Source organism: Mesorhizobium sp. M1396 (assembly GCF_040317725.1).
In the GTDB taxonomy this organism is placed as follows: Bacteria; Pseudomonadota; Alphaproteobacteria; order Rhizobiales; family Rhizobiaceae; genus Mesorhizobium.
Genome location: NZ_JAMYLA010000083.1, coordinates 1 through 18524, shown reverse-complemented (window position 1 = coordinate 18524; position 18524 = coordinate 1). Strand labels below are relative to the sequence as shown.

The window sequence follows — 18524 nt, the reverse complement described above, 5'->3', positions numbered from 1 at the left end:
CGCGCATCAAAAGCTCGGTGTCGAGACGATCGGTCTTGGCGCGCCGGTGCTCACGCGACACCGCAACGCTGGCGGGGTGGATGGCATAGGCCTCGATGTCGCGCGCCCACAGCCAGCGCGCCAGCCAGAAGCCGTCGCCGGCCGCCTCATAGGCGACGGCGATCCGCTTGATCATGTGCCCGGCCTGGCCGGCTTCGTCGCGCCAGCGCTGCAGCAGCTTCAACAGTGATGGTGCGTCGGCATCGATCTTCTTGAGGGGCTGGCGCTCGAGGCCGGGTACGAGCGCGGCAATCAGCCATTTCGCCTTGCTCATTTCGATGACGGCGATGATCGTGTTATCCTGTTCAAGAGCGGTAAGGGACCGGCTCGCGTCAAAAGACGGCGACATCGGGTGCCTCCTTCTGATGGTGGATCCAACAGCGCCGAAGGATGCCATACCTCGCCGCTCGCCCCATAGCATGTACTTAGCGTAATCGCGGGTGGCGCCTCTCGCATTCCGAGCGGCAGTTCCCCGACCTGACCATGTCGATGAATCAGTCAGCGCCGTATCCCGAGGAAGGAGAACTGCCGTGACGAAGTATGCCGCCCTGGATGTCGATGGAACAGACGGCCATCTGCGTGGTCGACGAGAACGGGAAGAAGATCGCGGAGGGGAAGGTTCCTCCGATCCAGACGCGATCGCAGACTGGCTGGCCGGGAAGGCGGGAAAGGTTGCAAGGATCGGGATGGAAACCGGTCCGCTGGCCGTGTGGCTGTGGAACGAGTTGGTCACGCGCAGCTTGCCGTTTGTCTGGATACCCGTCATGCGAGCGCCGCCTTCTCGATAATGCCGAACAAGACGGACCGGCACGACGCGGCCGGTCTGGCACAAAACGTGCGGACAGGATGGTTCAAGGAAGTCCACATCAAGAGCCACGGCGCCTATATCGTGCGGGCGTTGCTATCGGCGCGCAACGTCCTGGTGGGCATCCGCGGCAAGATCGAGGACGAGATCCGAGGACTCCTCAAGACCTTCGGCGTCACGTTCGGAAAGAAGGTAGGTGGCTTTGTCCGCCGCGCAGAGGAGATTATCCGGCGAGCTCACGGCCGCGCCCGAAATCGGGCGGATCGTCGAGGCTCTGATCGGGGCCCGCCATTCCATCATCGAGCGGATCAAGGCTCTCGACGCGCATGTCCGCGCGGCCGCCAAGCAGAACGCCATGGCCCGCCTGTTCATGACGGCTCCCGGCGTCGGAGCGGTGATCGCACTCTCGGTCGCTGCCACCCATGACGATGCTTCCCGCTTCCGCCGCTCCTCCAGCGCCGGCGCATACCTCGCCTTCACGCCGAATCCGGCGAGGTCAGTCGAAATGGCCGCATCTCGAAACGCGGCAATAAACTAACCCGAACCCATCTCTATGAAGCTGCCAACGTCATCCTAGCCCGGCAAACCGGTATCTCCTCGTTGAGGCCTGGGGCATCAGGATTGCCAAGGGAGCTGGATTCAAGAAGGCAAAGGTCGCCGTGGCACGCAAGCTCGCTGTCATTCTTCACGCCATGTGGAAGACGAACGAACCATTCCGCCGCATCGTCGTGGAGCATGATCCAAGACCCCAATACCTGAGCCTTCCAAAGATGCGTCCTTGCCGGGACGCCTGCGCGGATGAGGTCGCTCCCTTCCACGCGGTCCGATGGAACCGCGAACACCACTTCGACCCACCCGTTCCGACGCAAACATGCGGCGATCCTTGCGATCGACCACGGAGAGAACCTTGAGCCCGGCAAGCGCTGCATCAGCGAAGAGAGAGGAGCTCATTGACAGAAGCGATTAGAGAACCTGATGGGACACGACCCATCAAGACGTTTCAGCCGAGCTGGCGGCGGCAGCTCGGCTCGCCCATTCTGGCTCGTACGTAGCCTGCGCTCAGCACGACCGGCAACTTGCGCGGCGTCCGGGCGTAAGCGATCCGCTCAGGCAGATCAGAGCGACCCAGCGTCACGCCGTAGAAGAAACGCAAGGCGCAAACGGTCTGGTTCAACGCGCCCCACGAGACCCTTGGCCCACCAAGTGGGCCTGATAGGCGCGCACCTCTTCGTATCCCAGTTGATCGGGTGATCGTCCAAAAAATCGACTGAACTTCGCCACGTGATGCACGTAAGATCGCTGGGTCTCCGGTGACAAATTGCGGATCGCCAGATCTTCAATCATCCGCTGACGTAGAGGGCTTATCTGGGCCATCTGGGGTTCTCCTGTCTGGAAGGTTGGCTCGACACCAAATCTTCTCAGACAGGGGCCTCCTCAGGCCAGAGCCGCGCATCAGCTACCGCAGCAGCGGTTTAGTTCAATCAAAGCGTTCCGAGTTCTTCACGGACGACTATGAACTTATTCGCACAGTCCGTGAATCCCGCAACCTGCACCAAATATGCGGAAGAACCCTTGATTGCCGCTCCGCACCGTTCTACGCTATGTGAGCGCACCGGGCGTCCTCATCGCCGCGATGACCTTGGCTCATAGACGAGCGTGCGCGCTATTGAACATCCGGGCCGTAGCCCAGGTGTAAGTCGACTTCGGTGGTAAGCGGCTTTCCTTCCGCGAACTCAACGAGAATTCGAGTGCCAAACTGAATGCTGGTCTCGAGTACGTCGTCCGCATTATGTGCATCGTTATCCGAGCAGAGCACATTCGGAAGCTGGTGCACCGCTAAGCGCGAGCCGAAGCTCACGGGTTGGGACTGACCCATGTCATAGCGCCACCAAATATCTGCCGCGTAGCCGCGCAGACGACCGGACGTTAGGGCGTCATATAGAGGCTTCTCTCGGACCAAGTCCATTCGCGCCACGTTAATCAAAAAGGCCGAGGGCTTCATGGCAGCCAGGGCGGACTCACCAAAGAGTCCGACCGTTTCCCTCGTAGCAGGAACCGTGAGAACTACATAGTCACATTGCGGAAGCACGTGATGTAGCTCATCAAGGCTATGCATCGAGTCCACGTGCTCGACCGCCCGGGTCTTGTTTCGGCGAACGCCGAGCACGTGCATATCAAAGCCTTTAGCGTATTTGGCGATGAGGCTGCCGATCTTGCCAACGCCGATTACCCCAAGTGTCCGGCCGTTGAGCATCGAGGCTCGCGTGTCCGGCTCCCAGAGGGGGAAGAACGAACCACGGCCCTGCTGTGATGTCACCTCGTGCCGGGGCACGGTCTTCTTCGCGAGAGAGAGGATGAACATCATCGCGTGCTCCGCGAGCGCAATTGCGTTTGCTCCACGGCTGTTCGCAAGGCGCACCCCGCGCTGTTTGATCAACGGAAGATTTAGGTCGTCGACGCCGGAACCCATGTGCGCGTAAACCTTGAGTCGCTCCGCGATCTCCAGGATCCCGGCTGGAATACCCCAACCGATGAAGGCATCGGCATCGACGGCGTCGGCCGCCAGGTCTTCGTAGCTGGCTTCAAAGCGTGAGAAGTATTCACCTTTTGGCGCCACAACATCTGTATCGCTCGGTAGCGCGTGTTTGATGACGCTGAGTTCATCGTCGGTTGCATGCCACAAGCAAAGGATTTTCATTGCGGACTCTTTCTCGTTGGGGAAACTGGGGCCGAATTGCGGTGTAAAGGCCGAATTGCGGTGTAAATTACCTCCGCTCCGCGAAGAATATACATCGTATTTTGCTCGTCTGCGCGAAATAGCAGGGCCGGAGCGCAGAAAAGCAGCGTTAATCGCCTGCGTTTCGCTGTATGCCAGCGACTTGCGTTCGGCGCGGCGATCAGGATGAGATTCAGCGTCGATCAAGGGTTCTTCCGCATATTTGGTGCAGGGACTACTTTTTCGAGTGTCCCGTTGTCCGGTTGGGTCAAGCGGCTGCCACCAGTCGGCTCCGAAGGAGTGGATAGGCGGCGCGCCCGTACATCTGGCGCTTGATCGTCTTGAGGCGGTTGATCTGGCCTTCGACCGGGCTCGTGCTCTAGGGCTGGGTGATTGCCGCCCGGACAGCCTCAATGTCACGGCCGATGCCTGCTGCAAGGGAGGCCAACTCACTGCCCGTGGCATCGGCGATCCATTGCTCGAGGCCGGCATCATCGTCGCCGCGTATCACTGCAGCAAACCGGCGGGCGAGTTTGCCCGCGATCGAAAGCTCCGGCGCATTTTCATGGAGATGGTGAAGGAACCGCTTGGTCTGCTCATCGAGAGATTGCGGGTCTTCGCTCAGGAGCCATGCACAATTCCGGCGCGATGGCGGCCGCCACCGCGAATTTGGTGGAGCGGTCGATGACCGCTCCTTGCGGGCGGCGGTCCACCTGTAGACGGTCGCCCTGCTGCCTTCAAAGCTGCGATGCTTGATTTCGGTCCACAGCTGCAACCCGTTGCGCTGGCCTTCCTCCCAGCGCTTTTCGAGATAGTCTCGAAAAGGATCCATTAGAACGGAGCGCGAGGGCGGCCGCCGGTGCTCGGGCTCACCGCCCGCTGCAAGCCAGCGTTCGACAGTTCTCACGTTCATGCCAATCCCGGGCGCGATCTGTCGAGGCGACAGACCGGCCTCCCGCAACTGAAGGATTTCAGCGTAGAGCTCACTGCGCTGGTTGCGCCTCGCCCGGCGCAGGCAATCAAGTTTCGGGGATGGCTTGGCGTCGTCGGTTCCGGCCATCTCGGATGTCATGGCCTTTCCGGCGGCGCTGACCGCCTTGCGATGGCGGCCGACGGCCAGACGCAACGCTTCGCCCAGGTTCTTGAGAAGATGCCAGCGATCGGCGACCTGCGTTGCATCGGGAGCACCGCGACGGGCGCCCTCGGCATAAACGCCGGAACGATCGCGCGCGATGACCTCGGTGCCAGGATTGCGTTGCAGCCATGATGCGACCGTGTCGGCATTTCGATCCGGCAATAGATCCAGCACGCGGTTGCGCTCCAGATCGCCGATGATCGTTCCCTAGCGCTGTCCTTTGCGCCATGCCCAGTCGTCGATGCCACCACCCGCGGCGCTTCCGGCGGCTCGAACCCGGCCGCGCGGATCATCCGCAACAGCGTGTCGCCGCTCACCGGCATACGAGCCTGTCCGAAAGGCGCGAGCCCGGCTCGCCACCCACCGCAAACCCGATCGCCATCTGGCCTTCGCCGAGCCGAACGTGCGCCGGGCTTTCGGTTGAACCGTCTCAGGAAGCCTCTCGGTGAAGATCCGGCGCGGGCATTGTGAATTCGCGCATCGAAACCGTCGTGTGTGGAGCCGGATTTCGACAACCCGCCCTTGCCACGGCGGATCGGTCAACCGGCGCATGTAGTGACTGTGGACGCGGCGGGTTCGGCGGCCGCAACATGAACAGCACGAGTCCATCGCCTTCGGCCGAGCGACGAGCACCACCCTGTCGGCCTGAGGGAGAATTTGGACAATCGAAAGCTCGGGTGAAATCAGCGAGCGGAAGGCATAGAGCACGGGCAAATCACGGCGACGACTGCGATTCCGACTCTATGAACTTATTCGCACCGTCCGTGAATCCCGCAACCTGCACCAAATATGCGGAAGAACCCAATCAAGATGAGACTCGGCGGGGGTGGTGTGACGCAGTGAGGGCGTAGCCCGAACGGAGTGACACCACCCCCGCCGAGTCACTGCCGACGTCTGTTGAGCGCGGTTGGCTGAAGTACCGTGGCGATTTTCTGAAGAATGGAGAATCACCTTTGTGCCAGGCCGTCATGTAACCGACCATCAGATGAGGCTCTTTATGAAGTTACGACAGGAACACACGACCGAGGTTGCCGCGGCCAAGGCGTCGATCAGCAGAGCGACGGCCTATCGCATCAAGAAGAATCCGGACCTGCCATCGCAAAAGCAAAGCGCTCGAGGCCGGCGACGGCCTGACCCTCTCGAGCACATCTTCGATGCTGAAGTCGTTCCCCTTTTGAAGGCGGCGCCAGGCATCCGTGCAGTCGCCATCTACGAAGAGATGCTGCGGCGGCACCCGGAACTGAGCGAGGCATTCGCCGGACCCTGGAGCGGCGCATTCGGTCATGGCGCGCCATCCACGGCGAAGAGCAGGAGGTTATCTTCCGTCAGCTTCACGAACCCGGCCGGCTCGGGCTGTCGGATTTTACCGACATGAGCAGTCTGGGCGTGTCGATCGCTGGCCAGCCGCTCGATCATCTGCTCTACCACTTCCGGCTCGCCTGGTCGGGCTTCGAACACAGCCACGTCATTCTCGGGGGCGAGAGCTTCGTGGCCCTGGCCGAAGGACTGCAGAACGCGCTCTGGTCACTTGGGGGAGCGCCGTTCTATCACCGCAGCGACAGCCTGTCGGCGGCTTTCCGCAATCTCAGCGCCGATGCGAAGGAGGATCTCACGCATCGCTACGAGGAACTCTGCGCCCATTATCGCATGACGCCAACCCGCAACAACAAGGGCGTCGCCCACGAGAACGGAGCGATCGAAAGCGCCCACGGCCATCTCAAGAGCGCCATCCGTGACGCTCTTCTGATGCGCGGCAGCAGGGACTTCGACGATCTCGACGCGTACCGCGCCTTCATCGACGAGATCGTCAGCCGGCACAACGCCAATCATGGCAAGCGCATTGATGCCGAGCGCCCTCATCTGCAGGAACTCTCCGACCGGCGGACCAGCGACTTCGAGGAGGTGGTCGTGACCGTGTCGCGGACCGGCGGCTTCACCTTGCGCAAGGTCTTCTACACCGTTCCCTCCCGCCTGATCGGACATCGGCTTCGCGTCCGGCTGTTCGACGATCGACTCGAGGTCTTTGTCGGAGGAACACACCTGATGAGCTTCCCAGAGGCCGTGGACATGCAGATGGAAGGCACGATCAGGGGTTTTGTTGCAACGGGTGAATAGGGGCGCAGAGAGGCCTGATGCGAGGTCAATCAGGCGGCGAGGATTTCGAACTGCTCGGCCAGGGACGGATTCGGATTGAAGGCGTACCTCGCCTGTCGCTTGCGCATCATGTGAATCATTTCGATGCCGGAAAGGATGGTGGAGGCGGTGGCCGTTGATTTGAAGCCGAGCATCGGCCGGACTCGGCGCTTGATGCGCCGATGGTCCTGCTCGATCCGATTGTTTAAATACTGGCTCCGGCGGATGCGATCGGCTTCAGCCGGCGCCGGGCGCGATCCCGCAAGCGATTTGTGGTGTCGCAGGAAACGATCGCCTCGTGGTTGGTCTGGCTCCCGTCGATGACGACGCGATCCGGTCGGCCATGACCCTCCAGCGCCTTTCTGAAGAAGCGTTTGGCCGCCGGCAGGTCGCTGCTCGCTGAACCAAAACTCGACTGTGTCACCGACATTGTCTTGGCGCGATAGAAATACATCCACTGGCCGCGGACCTTGATGTAGGTCTCGTCGACATGCCATTTGCCGGTCACGCTACGCTTGCGCCGGTTGAAGCGCTCGAGCAACAAGGGCGAGAAACGAACGGTCCAGCGGTGGATGGTCGTGTGATCGACCCTGATGCCGCGCTCGGCCATCATCTGCTCAAGATCACGCAGGCTCAAATTGTAGGCCGAAGGCTCCTTGCCACAGCGCTGGTAATCAAAAGGTTGCAACAGATCCGTTTCAAGTGACCATACTCGGGGGATTCTGACCGACCCACGGGGCGGTTGCCATCTTTCGATGACTTTGAAGAATCGCGTTTCGCCAAGACGCTGCTCTGACGATGATCTTCCTCGAAGTGCCGCACGGCGTCTCGAAAAAAATCAGAGATCGAGCTGCTGTGCCCGACCTTCTGCTCCAATTCGCTGATCCGGCGCCTGGCCTTGGTCAATGCCTTTTCCTGATGTGCCGGCACGTCGACTGCGCTCTGCAGCTGCGAGGCCCCGTCAACTCCTGCTGACGATCTGGCCGGCCGGCCGCGCCGTGACTTCAGTCTGCCATGAAGCCTGAGATGATCATGCCACTCAGGCGGCCCATCAGTCTTTGCATCACTTCGTAGCGAAGCGGTCAGACGGTGCTGTGGTCGGCGCGCTTGAAGCGTGCTGTCTAAAGTCCAGTTGTAGTCCTGTTGGCATCGGCCGGATAAATAGAGTCCGGCGCGGGTCGCACAAAGCCCGGCGGCGCACATGTCACCTCTGCATAAATCCCAAAGTGTCGATGGTATCGAAATAGCTGAATCGTGAGCCACGGAAATTACCTTCCATGATTAGAGGCGAGTTCCGTTTCTCCATCTCCGCAACTAAGCTCTCGTAAGAACCACTAACGAGACGTGCACATGGTGACAACCTTCCCCATGTTGCTCCAAATGTTCATCATAGATTGACGGCCCACTCAGCGGCTCTATGAGTTCCCACTGCGTATTACCGACGTTGTATAGAGCCAGCCGCATCGAGTACTCGGCGGGCTTACCACGCACTCGCATGTCCCTAAGAGGCTGTTTTGAAAATCGGCGTGCTGGGGGTCCGTCTGAGGCTGAGTTATGATTCAAGCTTTGGATGTGGACAGAACAGAGCCGTGGTCGGATGGCCCAGATCGCCAAGAAGACCAAGCGCTACCCGTCTGATTTGACGGACGAGGAGTGGGAGCAGTTCGCGCCGCTAATGCCCAAGCCTGGGCGGCGTGGGCGTCCGCGCGAGGTTGATTTTCGCGAGGTGATCAATGCCGTGCGCTACCTGGTTCGTTCGGGGTGCGGCTGGCGGATGCTGCCGATTCATTTCGGGCCCTGGCAGACGGTCTATGGATGATTTCGCGAGCTGGCGCGGCGGTTTCTGTTCCGGACCATCCACGACGTGGCTCTGATGCTTGATCGTGAGCGGGCCGGGTGCGAGGCGAGCCCTACGGCGGCGGTGATCGACAGCCAGTCGGTCAAGGCTCCGCAAGCTGGAACAAGGGGTTACGACGCCGGAAAAAAGATCGTCGGACGCAAGCGCCATATCGCGGTCGATACGGATGGGCGCCTGTTGATGGTCCACCTGACGCCGGCCGATATCTCCGACAGCGCCGGCGCTCAGGCGATCTTGGACAGGATCCGCAAGCGCTGGCCCTGGGTGAAGCATCTGTTCGCCGATGGCGCCTACGATCGGCTGAAGCTCATGGACAAGGCCGCATATCTGGACTTCGTGATAGAGATCATCCGCAGATCCGACGACCAGAAGGGTTTCGAAGTCTTGCCCCGCCGCTGGGTTGTCGAGCGCACCTTCGGTTGGATGACAAGATGGCGCCGCCTCGTGCGCGACTACGAGAAGCGCATCGACGTCTCTCACGCCATGATCCCTGTCGCTATGGGCGGCAATCTCATCCGTAGAAACGCTCATCCCTGAATTCAAAACAGAGAGGACTCTTAGGTCGCTATTCGCCGCACCGGCGCTCGAGCGCGTTGGCAATTCGCTCGCAAAGCCATCGGCGCTGGGGGCGGAGCGCGGCTATGATGCGGCCAAAACGACGGTCGGGCGCAAGCGCCAAATCGCGGTCGACACCGATGGGCGGCTGCTGATGGTCGATCTCACGCCGGCTGACATCTCCGACAGCGCCGGCGCGCAGATGATCTTCGAGGCCATCCGCAAGCGCTGGCCATGGATCAAGCATCTCTTCGCCGACGGCGGCTACGATCGCAGGGAATTGCTGGACAAGGCCGCCCTCCTCGACTTCGTAGTCGAAGTGCCGCATCGGCACCAAGCCCGACTTCAAGGTGCTGCCCAGGCGTTGAGTGGTCGAGCGAACCTTCGGCTGGCTCACACGCTGACGCCGCCTGGTGCGCGACTACGAACGACGCATCGACGTCTCCGAAACCATGATCCACGCCGCCATGGGCAGTCTCTTGATGCGCAGAATCAGCCATTGAACCAATTCCCAAACGGACTCTAAGCTCTGGGGCAGCATAGGTCTTGACCCACCAAGGCCCGATGCCCATTGCAATGTATAGCTCCAGCCACGGCTCCAGTTTATGGACTACAAGTCCGACCTGATCGAGCTTGGTGAACAACGAAGAGGCTAACATGGCGCTTTGCTTTCAGATGACTCTTGTACTGCGGCGGCGAGTGAGTTTTAGGATTAAAAGGGACGACCTAACGCAGGCCCGTCGCACTAGGCGAGTAATCGCGATCGTAGATGCGCTGGTTGCGCGCCGGGAGCCGCGAGCTAGGTGTGGCCGACCGCAGGCCCTCCTCAAGCGTCAGAACAAGAGCGGGTCTTTGTCAACGTCATCACCGTCCGACCCATCCGCTTTCGCCACGAAGTGATAAAAAGACTGATGGGCCGCCTGCGCTCGCCCGGCAAGAGTGGCCCCGTGCACCAGGTCTCCAGCGGTTCAGCCGGTCGGCGTGCGCCAAGGGCGAGGCAAATGCCTGGAGATAAGCCGCAAACGCGATTTCACTCGTCCCGATTCCGTCTTGGAGATCTATCGCCCCGCCGTTTGAAGCGTGAATCTCTATTTTGGCAATCTATTGTTAACAAAACTCTTTGACATACTATGACTAGACAACGGAGCCGAAGGTCAACCGGCAAAGGGTTGTAATGTCGTAGATGGGCAACTTTGTTTTACGACGGATAGCCGGTGTAACCATCGGAAACGCAGTACATTCGAACAAGACTGCCGCAACATCGGGATGCGAGTCGCGGAGTCGCGTTATACAGGCAGATAAATCAGTTTCCATATCAGCAACACAAGCAGCTATGTCAGTTTTGGTTGGATGAGACGCAAGCATCACCTCCATTCTGTGCAACGTGCTGCTTGAGAAGCCCCCGCCTATTACCACCCTCTCCCGGTCGGCCGGTTCGTTGATCCCGAGCAGATTTATGTCGCAATGAGTCGAATCGGCAGTAACGATAGCAAGCTTGGCGGCCGGCGGCAGCTGACGGAGCAGCGTTGGAACTAGCAGCAGGCTAGACATCGCCACGGGGACATTCACTGCCGCAGCTACCGCCTCCTGATGCCGTATAAAGAAGCCGCAGTCTGCGGTAATCGCCTTTGCGCCTCGTTCCACTAACCGCCTAGCAGCTTCGATGCAAGGCGACTCAAGGGCTCGATCGCCGCGGATAACAGCTTCCGGCCGAGATCCTGACACAGTTTCCCAGATCATTGGAAATTCAAATGTAGCCGGGTTCAGCAGCGTGCCGGACGGCCACGGCGTGTGGCCGCCGGCAGGCCCTCCTTCGAACGTCAGAACTCCTAGAGAGGGGAACTCTGTCAAGGCCATTTAAATCCTCCTTCTGTTTTTTGCTTTGCCGCTCTACTCGAACACAGTGTCGAACGACGTTCATATCCATTTGCAATACTATGAAGCGGCGCTTCCCCCCTGCGGTGCGGGTTTCAGAACGCGACACCCTAGACGTTCTGCCCAGCCATCCTCGATACCGGAGCGACCAGTGCCCACTTCATCAAAGTAGCAGCTTACTTGGGCCACTTCGCGCAATTCAATCGTCAACAAAGCAGGAAATCCGCGTTTTCGCGATGCGTCTGCGCAATTGCTGCAATTTGCCGGTGGGATCGAAACAAGTGATACAGGTGAAATATAGCCCATTGCTTGAAGCGGGGAATCACGCCAGCCGGAAGCCCGCAAACTGCAATGACGGACGAAGCGCCCGGCGGCGGTCTGGTTTTGGGCCGCGAACCGTGGCCCTTGATGCGGTCCGCAAAGTGCTGGTTCTCGAGTTCGGCCAGGACAAGCTAACTCGATATGAGCCGATGGCAAACACCACCCCTCTTGCTATCTGGTCCACGAAGAAATGGGCGGGCGCCACCGAACGCGGGAAATGTGCGCGCCCAGGCAGAGCAAAGCCGGTTTTCTGCATCCATAGGCAGCAATTCCTGAAAAGGGGGCCCAATTTGTTGCTACGTTGATCGAGTTGGCATCATCAAGTTGAACAATGGAGCCCGCTGCGGTCTCCCGCCTTGGTAAGCTGCACATTTTGGATTTTGGAGGAACGTTGGAATCATGCGGTTGAGCGGCGATCAGAGATTGGAAGCTTATCGGCGAATGCTCCGCATCCGTCGTTTCGAAGAAGAGGGTATGCGCCAGACCAGAGCTGGCAAAATCCCTGGTTCTTTCCACGCGAGCGTGGGCCAGGAAGCGGCTATTGTAGGGGCGTGTCTCGCCCTGCGGAGCGATGACGCCATGACCGGAACACATCGTTCGCACGGCCATCCTATCGGGAAGGGTGCACATCTGGACGCGCTCATGGCTGAGCTGTTTGGAAAAGAGAGTGGCATTTGCAAGGGGCGTGGGGGCTCGATGCACCTCGCAGACAAGTCGGTCGGTATCATCAGCGAGTCGGCCATCGTCGGAGGGGGCATTCCCCTTGCTACGGGATGTGCGTTCGGCGCGAAACAGCGGGGCCTCGATCAGGTTACCCTTTGCTTCTTTGGCGATGGTGCGGTCAACCAGGGCACCTTCCACGAGAGTCTCAACATGGCTTCCCTTTGGAAACTTCCGGTCATCTATCTTTGCGAAAACAACGGCTATGCAATCTCCACTTCGGTGGCACAAAGCCACGGGCAACCAGACATCGCGTTGCGGGCGGCAGGATACGGCATGCCCGGGATAGAGGTCGATGGGCAGGACGTGAGCGTCGTTTATGAAGCTGCGGCGCAGGCTGTCGCTCGAGCGCGTGCGGGCGAAGGGCCCACTCTTATAGTAGCTAACACCTACCGATTCGATGAGCACAATTTCGGGATGGTGATTTCGGGGCCGCCCTACCGGTCGATTGAGGAAGTCCAGACTTACAAGCGCGGCCGAGATCCGATTGTGCTCTATCGCGCTGTTTTGCTCGACGCCGGCTACGATGAAGATAGCTTGGCGGCGATTGAAGAAGAAGTCGCAGGCGCGGTCAAGCAGGCCGTAGAATTTGCTATGGTCAGTCCCATGCCCCGGCCAGAAACTTTGCCGGACTACATGTTCAAATCGCCCCTTACAGGCAGCCACAGCTTCGTGGATGGGCTGGAGAGGAATTGATCGACATGCAAACTCATGCCCAGAAACTAGCCGCAGCGCCCGGCCCCCATGTTAGGCTGACTTATCTTGAGGCCATCATGCAGGCACAGATAGAGGAAATGGAGCGTGATGAGCGCGTCATCCTCATGGGAGAGGACATTTCGGTATATGGTGGCGACAAACTTGTTGAGCGATTCGGGAAGAACCGAATTTGGCACATGCCGATTTCCGAAAACAGTTTCACCGGCGTCGGAATCGGCGCCGCCATCAATGGATTGCGCCCGATCGTAGACCTCACAATTGCGAGCTTCGTCTATCTGGCCTCGGATCAGATCATTAACCAGGCCTCAAAATTGCGCTATATGACTGGAGGCCAGATCGACGTTCCGATCGTGATTCGTTCCTGTATGTACGCGATGGGGTCTAAGGCGGCGCAGCATGCCGACCGGCCTTATTCGTTCTTTATGAATGTGCCCGGCCTCAAGATCATCTGCCCGACCAGTCCCGCCGACATCAAGGGGCTTATGAAATCGGCCATTCGCGACGGTGATCCTGTCCTCGTTTTCGAGGACACACGCCTATGGCCGCTCAAAGGCGATGTGTCGACAGATCCAGAGCGCCTGATCCCGATTGGCAAAGCGGACGTGAAGCGCGAGGGAAAAGACGTAACGCTTATCGCTATTGCCGGCGCCATACGGCCGACAATGGAGGCCGCAGACGCGCTCGCCAAGGATGGCATTTCAGTCGAAGTGATTGACCCACGTACGTTGAAGCCGCTCGACCATGAGGCGTTCAAAACATCGGTAGCGAAGACCCGACGGCTAGTGATCGTTGAGAACGCGCACCCCGTCTGTAACGTCGGAAGTGAAATCGCAGCGGTCATGGTGGAAGAAGCTTTCGATCTGTTGAAGCGACCGATCCTGCGCCTGAGTGCTCCCGACATTCACGTGCCCTTCAGTCCCGCCCTCGAGAAAGACTTTTACCCGACGAAGGACCATATCATGGCTGCCGTACGGCGGCTGCTTTAACGTCCCATACTGTTGCTAATAGAGGGCTCAACAAAATGATAACCGACATTGTTCTACCCTCAAGTGGAATGGGTATCGAGGAAGCTACAATAGTCCGCTGGTTAAAAGGTATTGGAGACAACGTCAGCGAGGGCGAAACCATTGTAGAGGCCGAGACAGCTAAGGCCACTATGGAAGTGGAGTCACCAGCAAGCGGCGTACTGGCCACGATCGTCGCGGCAGAAGGCCAAACCGTAGAGATAAATGCAGTCATTGGAACGATCACAAGCTGATGTCCAGTTCGTTTACCGACGTAGCACTGACTCCGTTGCGGAAAGCCATAGCCGCCCGCATGACGCTGGCAAAGCAGACAATTCCGCACTTCCGGCTTGGAGCTTGCATCGAAGTTGATGCCCTCATGCGTTGGCGGGCAGCGAGCAACGAAGTTGATCCGACGAAAAGAATATCGGTAAACGATTGTCTCATCAAGGCGGTTGCGGTGTCTTTGGTCAACAACCCGGCCATTAACTGCCAGATGACGGACAGTGCGATCCGACGATTTCACAGCGCAGACATTTCGGTAGTAATCGCCGTCGAGGGTGGTCTAGCAACTCCAGTGGTACGCGGTGCCGAAGCCAAGTCGGTCATGGAGATATCCGCGGAAGTAAAGGATTTCGCGGAGCGAGCTGGTCGCAACGCCCTCAAGCTCAGTGAGATATCTGGCGGTTCGTTCAGCATATCTAATCTTGGCGGGTATGGGATCGAACAGTTCGATGCCATCATAAACCCACCACAATGCGCCATTTTGGCCGTAGGACGCGCCGGGCCCCGAGTCGTGGCGGATCGCCTCGGCAACACGCGCGTTGCAACGATGCTGACTTGCACGCTGTCAATTGACCATCGCGCAGCCGATGGAGCCGAAGCGAGCAAATTCCTGCAGGGCTTGCGGGAGGTCATCTCGGATCCGAATCGATTGGCATGAGCTTGAACTTCCGCGAGTGTATCCGCTCGGGTTTAGGAGGCATAGTTGAGTAGACTGGGGGACCGGCGCAGTTGTGGCGCGTCGGCTATGATTGCACGAATACCCGGCGGCGGGGAAGCAATGAGGACGTCTTATGCATAATGTCATGGTGAACGGCGCGGCAATCCCGGTAATCGGCCTTGGGACTTGGACGCTTAAGGACGAAGTGTGCTCGGAGTTGGTTGCAGATGCGCTTTCGCTCGGCTACCGCCATGTCGATACCGCATCGACCTATGACAACGAGCGCGCGGTAGGCGAGGGACTGCGTTTTTCCGGCGTACCGCGCGACGAGGTCTTCGTCACCACCAAAGTCTGGTATACCGATATCGCTCCGGGAGACCTGGAGCGATCGGCCGAGGAGAGCCTTAAGCGGCTTGGCCTAGACGCGGTCGACCTGCTGCTGATCCACTGGCCGAACCCGGAAATTCCGCTGGCGGGATCCATCAAGGCGCTGAACGCGGTTCGAAATTTCGGCATGGCGCGGCACATCGGCGTGTCGAATTTCCCCACCAGGATACTTGCGGAAGCTGTACGCCTATCGGATGCCCCGCTTGTGGCCAATCAGGTCGAGTATCATCCCTATCTCGACCAGATCAAAGTTCATGCCGCCTGCCGCGCGGTCGGCATGGCGATGGTCGCCTATGGCCCGCTCGGCCGAGGCGGAGCGCTGCTCGAGGAGGCGGTGATCAGGGAGGCCGCCAAGCGGCACGGCAAGAGTCCTGTGCAGGTCGTGCTTCGCTGGCACATGCAGCAGGAAGCTGTGGTCGCCATTCCTAGAGCCGAGCGCAAGGAGTGGCTGGCGGAAAACATCGATGTGTTCGATTTCGAGCTTTCCAATGAGGAGATGGCAGCGATCGCGCGGCTTCGGTCGAAAAATCTGCGCTTCTACATCAACGAAGGCTATCACGCGCCGCAATGGGATGAGCCCGGTTAGTGCTGCCGAAACCTCGCAGCGGAGCAAACCCACAAAGCAGGTTTTGCTCGAAACGATGTTCGGAAAGATCTGCAATTCCTTGCGCTTTCGCGCGGGCCTGTTTGGACCTTCGTATCATGGCCCGTCGGTGAGAATTGAGGTGAAGTTCGAACCGCTCCATTTCCCTTCGGAGAGCGCTGGAGGCTGGTTCAGTAAACGCCCGTCAACGGCTAACGATTGCCCGAACCTTTGACATCATTTAGCTTTTCTGGGTGGGGCAGCCAAGCCGGTGGACCAAAAGCAACACACTTGGATGAGATTACCATGAAGCTCGACGGCAATCCTCTTGCTCTTGTAACTGGCGGAGGGGGTGGAATTGGAGCGGCAACCGCTCGTGCCTTGGCTGAGGCCGGCGCTCGTGTCGTCGTAGTCGATGTCGAAGCTTCTAGGGCGGAAAGCGTGGCGGGGTCCATCCGGAATGATGGCCTAGTCGCATTCTCTGCCATGCTCGACGTTACGGACAGAGCTGCCATTGAGGCGTTTGCAGCTCAGCTGGAGTCTTCTTCGGGGCCTCTCTCAATTCTCGTAAACAATGCTGGCATCGGAGGAATGGAGCGTATGGACGATCCTGGTTCAGCCGAAATCTGGGACAGAACCATTGCCGTTAATTTGACAGGCGCCTTCGACATGGCCCGTGCGTTCTTGCCAGCCCTAAAGACGACGCACGGAACTGTCATCAATATTTCGTCAGTGGTAGCGTTCACGAGCGGTTTCGCTCACGTGGGCTACACTGCGTCGAAAGGCGGCATTCGGTTGTTAACCCAAATCATGTGCCGCGAGCTTGCGCCCTACTCGATACGCGTCAACGCAGTGGCTCCGGGCTATATCGACACGGCAATGGGCGGAAAGGGGGACGGCAAGACGGATGAGTGGCTGCAATGGCATTGCCCTATGCGACGGTTCGGGCAGGCTCACGAGATTGCTGAGCCGGTGGTGTTCCTGGCCTCGAAGGCGGCGAGCTTCATCAATGGGGTAACCCTGCCAATTGATGGTGGCTATCTTACCGTATAGATGCGCAGCAAAAAGCATCGGACGAAGGCCGACTTGGGCTGACTCTACACCGGGCGTTTGAAGCGATAAGGGCCAAAACGGGAAGATAGAGCGCTCTCCAAACTAGGTTTGGGTTGGCGAGCCGTGCTCGGGATCGCCTTATAAAGCTTTGTCGGCCCTAGGACGATGCGGAAGGGTGGGAATGACTGCACCGCGTCCGCAACTTCATCATCATCGAACTACGATCAAGGTCGTGCCCGGGAATATCATGCGCTCGGTTGTAGCTTGTTGGACTGATCCCTGTCGAGCGAGGAAGTCCTTTTCCCGTCAGGTGGCCAGGCGTGGCCCCGGCGAGCTCTACGGCACCGACAAGGATCGCGTCGATGAAAGCAGTAACATCAATTTTGCACGCCGATCCCCACGACAGCTCTAGCTGTCCGGCCGATCCCGTTGATCACGATAGGATGAAATGTTCCGAGCCCACCAGAAAAGGGTACGAAATGCGCGCCTGCACGGAGAAAGCGCAGATTTCCTGCATCGTATAGGGTAATTTGCGGGAAATGGCCCATTTGAGGTGTTAAGCTTATGAAGTGGGCACTGATCGGTCCGGTATCGACGGAACGTTCACGGTATCGAGGCGCGGTCAAACCCGGATGGCAAGGGGAACGGTCACTACAAAGTCCTATCTTAGATATGGAATGAACGGCCAAACAAGGACGGAAGGAGAAACTACTAATGGATACGTCGAAACGCGACCGTAGCGGGAATAATCTCTTGAGACATACAATCCTGAGTTGCATGGCTGCACTGGGCATAGCGGCGATGACGATCGGCGCGATGGCCGGTTCAGCCTCAGCGCAGTCGCTACTCGAGAGGATCAAGAATGGAGACACTATCCGCTTTGGCTTCACTAACGGACCTCCGGCCGCCTATCCCGGTCCAAACAACGAGCCGCTCGGCTTGGTCAATGCGATGACGCTGGACGTTCTGAAGAAGATGGGTACGACCAAAGTCGAGTCGGTCGTAACCGACTGGGGTTCGCTGCTACCCGGCCTCCAGGCTGGTCGGTTCGACATCATTACGGGCGGCATGTACATCAAGCCGGAGCGCTGCCGCAACGTGCTGTTCAGCGACCCGATCTCCAGGGCCAGGGACTCGCTGATCGTGCTGAAGGGAAACCCGGAAGGGCTGCATTCCTTTGAGGATGTGCGTGACAAAGGACTCGTCCTCGTTACCGGTTCCGGCTACACTAGCGTCGCGGTCGCGCAAAAGTTAGGCTTTGCCGACGACAAGATTATGCAGGTCGCCGGAGGGCCGGAGATCGCACAGGCTGTAAAGACCGGACGCGCCGCGGCTGGTAGCACGGACTTCTTCGACGCGAAGAAAATTGTCGAGAAGAATGACAGTCTCGAGACAGCCGACCCGTTCACCTCGTCCTCCCCCCGCGAGTATGCGGCCATCGCCTTCCCGCTCAGCGAGCAGGCTACAGTCGACGCATTCAATGCCGTGTTGAAAGACTATATGGGCTCAGACGAAATGATGGCGTCCGTCGGCAAGTACGGCTACGAAAAAGTCAACCTGCCGGACGGCACACCGGCCGCCGAGGCCTGCAAGCTTTGAAGCCAGGCCGGAAACTGCCATCCATCCAGCTGATCACCTCCCCGGCCATGGCCGGGGAGCGCCTCAGCGGGGGGGGGACAT

General features: G+C 59.0%; 13 protein-coding genes and 6 pseudogenes. 12 read left to right on the top strand and 7 right to left on the bottom strand.

The genetic code is table 11. The annotated features are described in order from the left end of the window. A pseudogene (locus NKH02_RS32155) lies at window positions 1-388 on the bottom strand (IS110 family RNA-guided transposase); the annotation flags it as partial. A 181-nt stretch (window positions 389-569) separates the two neighbouring features. Between NKH02_RS32155 and NKH02_RS32150 the strand changes: the two are divergent. Further along, window positions 570-827, top strand: a complete 258-nt coding sequence (locus NKH02_RS32150) for a hypothetical protein (protein ID WP_352883732.1) — start codon at window positions 570-572, stop codon at window positions 825-827. 372 nt (window positions 828-1199) lie between these two features. Beyond that, window positions 1200-1603, top strand: a pseudogene (locus NKH02_RS32145) (transposase). Window positions 1604-1889: 286 nt separating this feature from the next. Here the strand turns inward: NKH02_RS32145 and NKH02_RS32140 are convergent. From NKH02_RS32140 to NKH02_RS32125, 4 genes and pseudogenes are all read right to left on the bottom strand, one after another. Continuing rightward, window positions 1890-2218, bottom strand: a pseudogene (locus tag NKH02_RS32140) (site-specific integrase); the annotation flags it as partial. 289 nt (window positions 2219-2507) lie between these two features. Continuing rightward, window positions 2508-3767 (bottom strand): NAD(P)-dependent oxidoreductase, encoded by a 1260-nt coding sequence (locus NKH02_RS32135; RefSeq protein WP_352883730.1) that lies wholly within the window; start codon window positions 3765-3767, stop codon window positions 2508-2510. A gap of 172 nt (window positions 3768-3939) precedes the next feature. Next, a complete protein-coding gene (locus tag NKH02_RS32130; protein WP_502913888.1) occupies window positions 3940-4884 on the bottom strand; it encodes a transposase in 945 nt (314 codons plus the stop codon). An 18-nt stretch (window positions 4885-4902) separates the two neighbouring features. Then, window positions 4903-5304 (bottom strand): transposase family protein, encoded by a 402-nt coding sequence (locus NKH02_RS32125; RefSeq protein ID WP_502913887.1) that lies wholly within the window; start codon window positions 5302-5304, stop codon window positions 4903-4905. Between the two features lie 346 nt (window positions 5305-5650). On the opposite strand from NKH02_RS32125, the pseudogene istA reads away from it, so the two are divergent. Further along, window positions 5651-6750: pseudogene (istA, locus tag NKH02_RS32120) on the top strand (IS21 family transposase); the annotation flags it as partial. An 89-nt stretch (window positions 6751-6839) separates the two neighbouring features. On the opposite strand, the pseudogene NKH02_RS32115 reads toward istA, so the two are convergent. Next, window positions 6840-7549, bottom strand: a pseudogene (locus tag NKH02_RS32115) (IS6 family transposase). Between the two features lie 849 nt (window positions 7550-8398). Between NKH02_RS32115 and NKH02_RS32110 the strand changes: the two are divergent. Then, window positions 8399-9223: pseudogene (locus tag NKH02_RS32110) on the top strand (IS5 family transposase). Continuing rightward, window positions 9177-9767: a transposase gene (locus tag NKH02_RS32105; RefSeq protein ID WP_352883738.1), complete on the top strand. Its 591-nt coding sequence runs from the start codon at window positions 9177-9179 to the stop codon at window positions 9765-9767. Before NKH02_RS32110 ends, NKH02_RS32105 begins: the two are co-directional and overlap by 47 nt. Before the next feature lie 608 nt (window positions 9768-10375). Here the strand turns inward: NKH02_RS32105 and NKH02_RS32100 are convergent. Further along, window positions 10376-11098 carry an aspartate/glutamate racemase family protein gene (locus tag NKH02_RS32100; RefSeq protein ID WP_352883726.1) on the bottom strand — a complete coding sequence of 241 codons (723 nt, stop codon included), beginning with the start codon at window positions 11096-11098 and terminating at the stop codon, window positions 10376-10378. A gap of 738 nt (window positions 11099-11836) precedes the next feature. Here NKH02_RS32100 and NKH02_RS32095 point away from each other — a divergent pair. The 7 genes from NKH02_RS32095 (at window position 11837) to ehuB (ending at window position 18443) form a co-directional block, all read left to right on the top strand. Next, window positions 11837-12853, top strand: coding sequence for a thiamine pyrophosphate-dependent dehydrogenase E1 component subunit alpha (locus NKH02_RS32095; RefSeq protein ID WP_352883724.1), 1017 nt, complete (start codon window positions 11837-11839; stop codon window positions 12851-12853). 5 nt (window positions 12854-12858) lie between these two features. After that, window positions 12859-13860 carry an alpha-ketoacid dehydrogenase subunit beta gene (locus NKH02_RS32090; RefSeq protein ID WP_352883735.1) on the top strand — a complete coding sequence of 334 codons (1002 nt, stop codon included), beginning with the start codon at window positions 12859-12861 and terminating at the stop codon, window positions 13858-13860. A gap of 35 nt (window positions 13861-13895) precedes the next feature. Further along, a complete protein-coding gene (locus NKH02_RS32085) occupies window positions 13896-14132 on the top strand; it encodes a biotin/lipoyl-containing protein (RefSeq protein WP_352883722.1) in 237 nt (78 codons plus the stop codon). Beyond that, entirely contained in the window at window positions 14132-14821 is a 690-nt protein-coding gene (locus NKH02_RS32080; RefSeq protein ID WP_352883720.1) for a 2-oxo acid dehydrogenase subunit E2, read from the top strand. Before NKH02_RS32085 ends, NKH02_RS32080 begins: the two co-directional genes overlap by 1 nt. Before the next feature lie 133 nt (window positions 14822-14954). Next, window positions 14955-15794, top strand: a complete 840-nt coding sequence (locus tag NKH02_RS32075) for an aldo/keto reductase (protein ID WP_352883717.1) — start codon at window positions 14955-14957, stop codon at window positions 15792-15794. A gap of 303 nt (window positions 15795-16097) precedes the next feature. Continuing rightward, window positions 16098-16844: an SDR family NAD(P)-dependent oxidoreductase gene (locus NKH02_RS32070; RefSeq protein ID WP_352883715.1), complete on the top strand. Its 747-nt coding sequence runs from the start codon at window positions 16098-16100 to the stop codon at window positions 16842-16844. A gap of 714 nt (window positions 16845-17558) precedes the next feature. Then, window positions 17559-18443, top strand: coding sequence for an ectoine/hydroxyectoine ABC transporter substrate-binding protein EhuB (gene ehuB, locus NKH02_RS32065; protein ID WP_352883712.1), 885 nt, complete (start codon window positions 17559-17561; stop codon window positions 18441-18443). Window positions 18444-18524 lie beyond the last annotated feature (81 nt).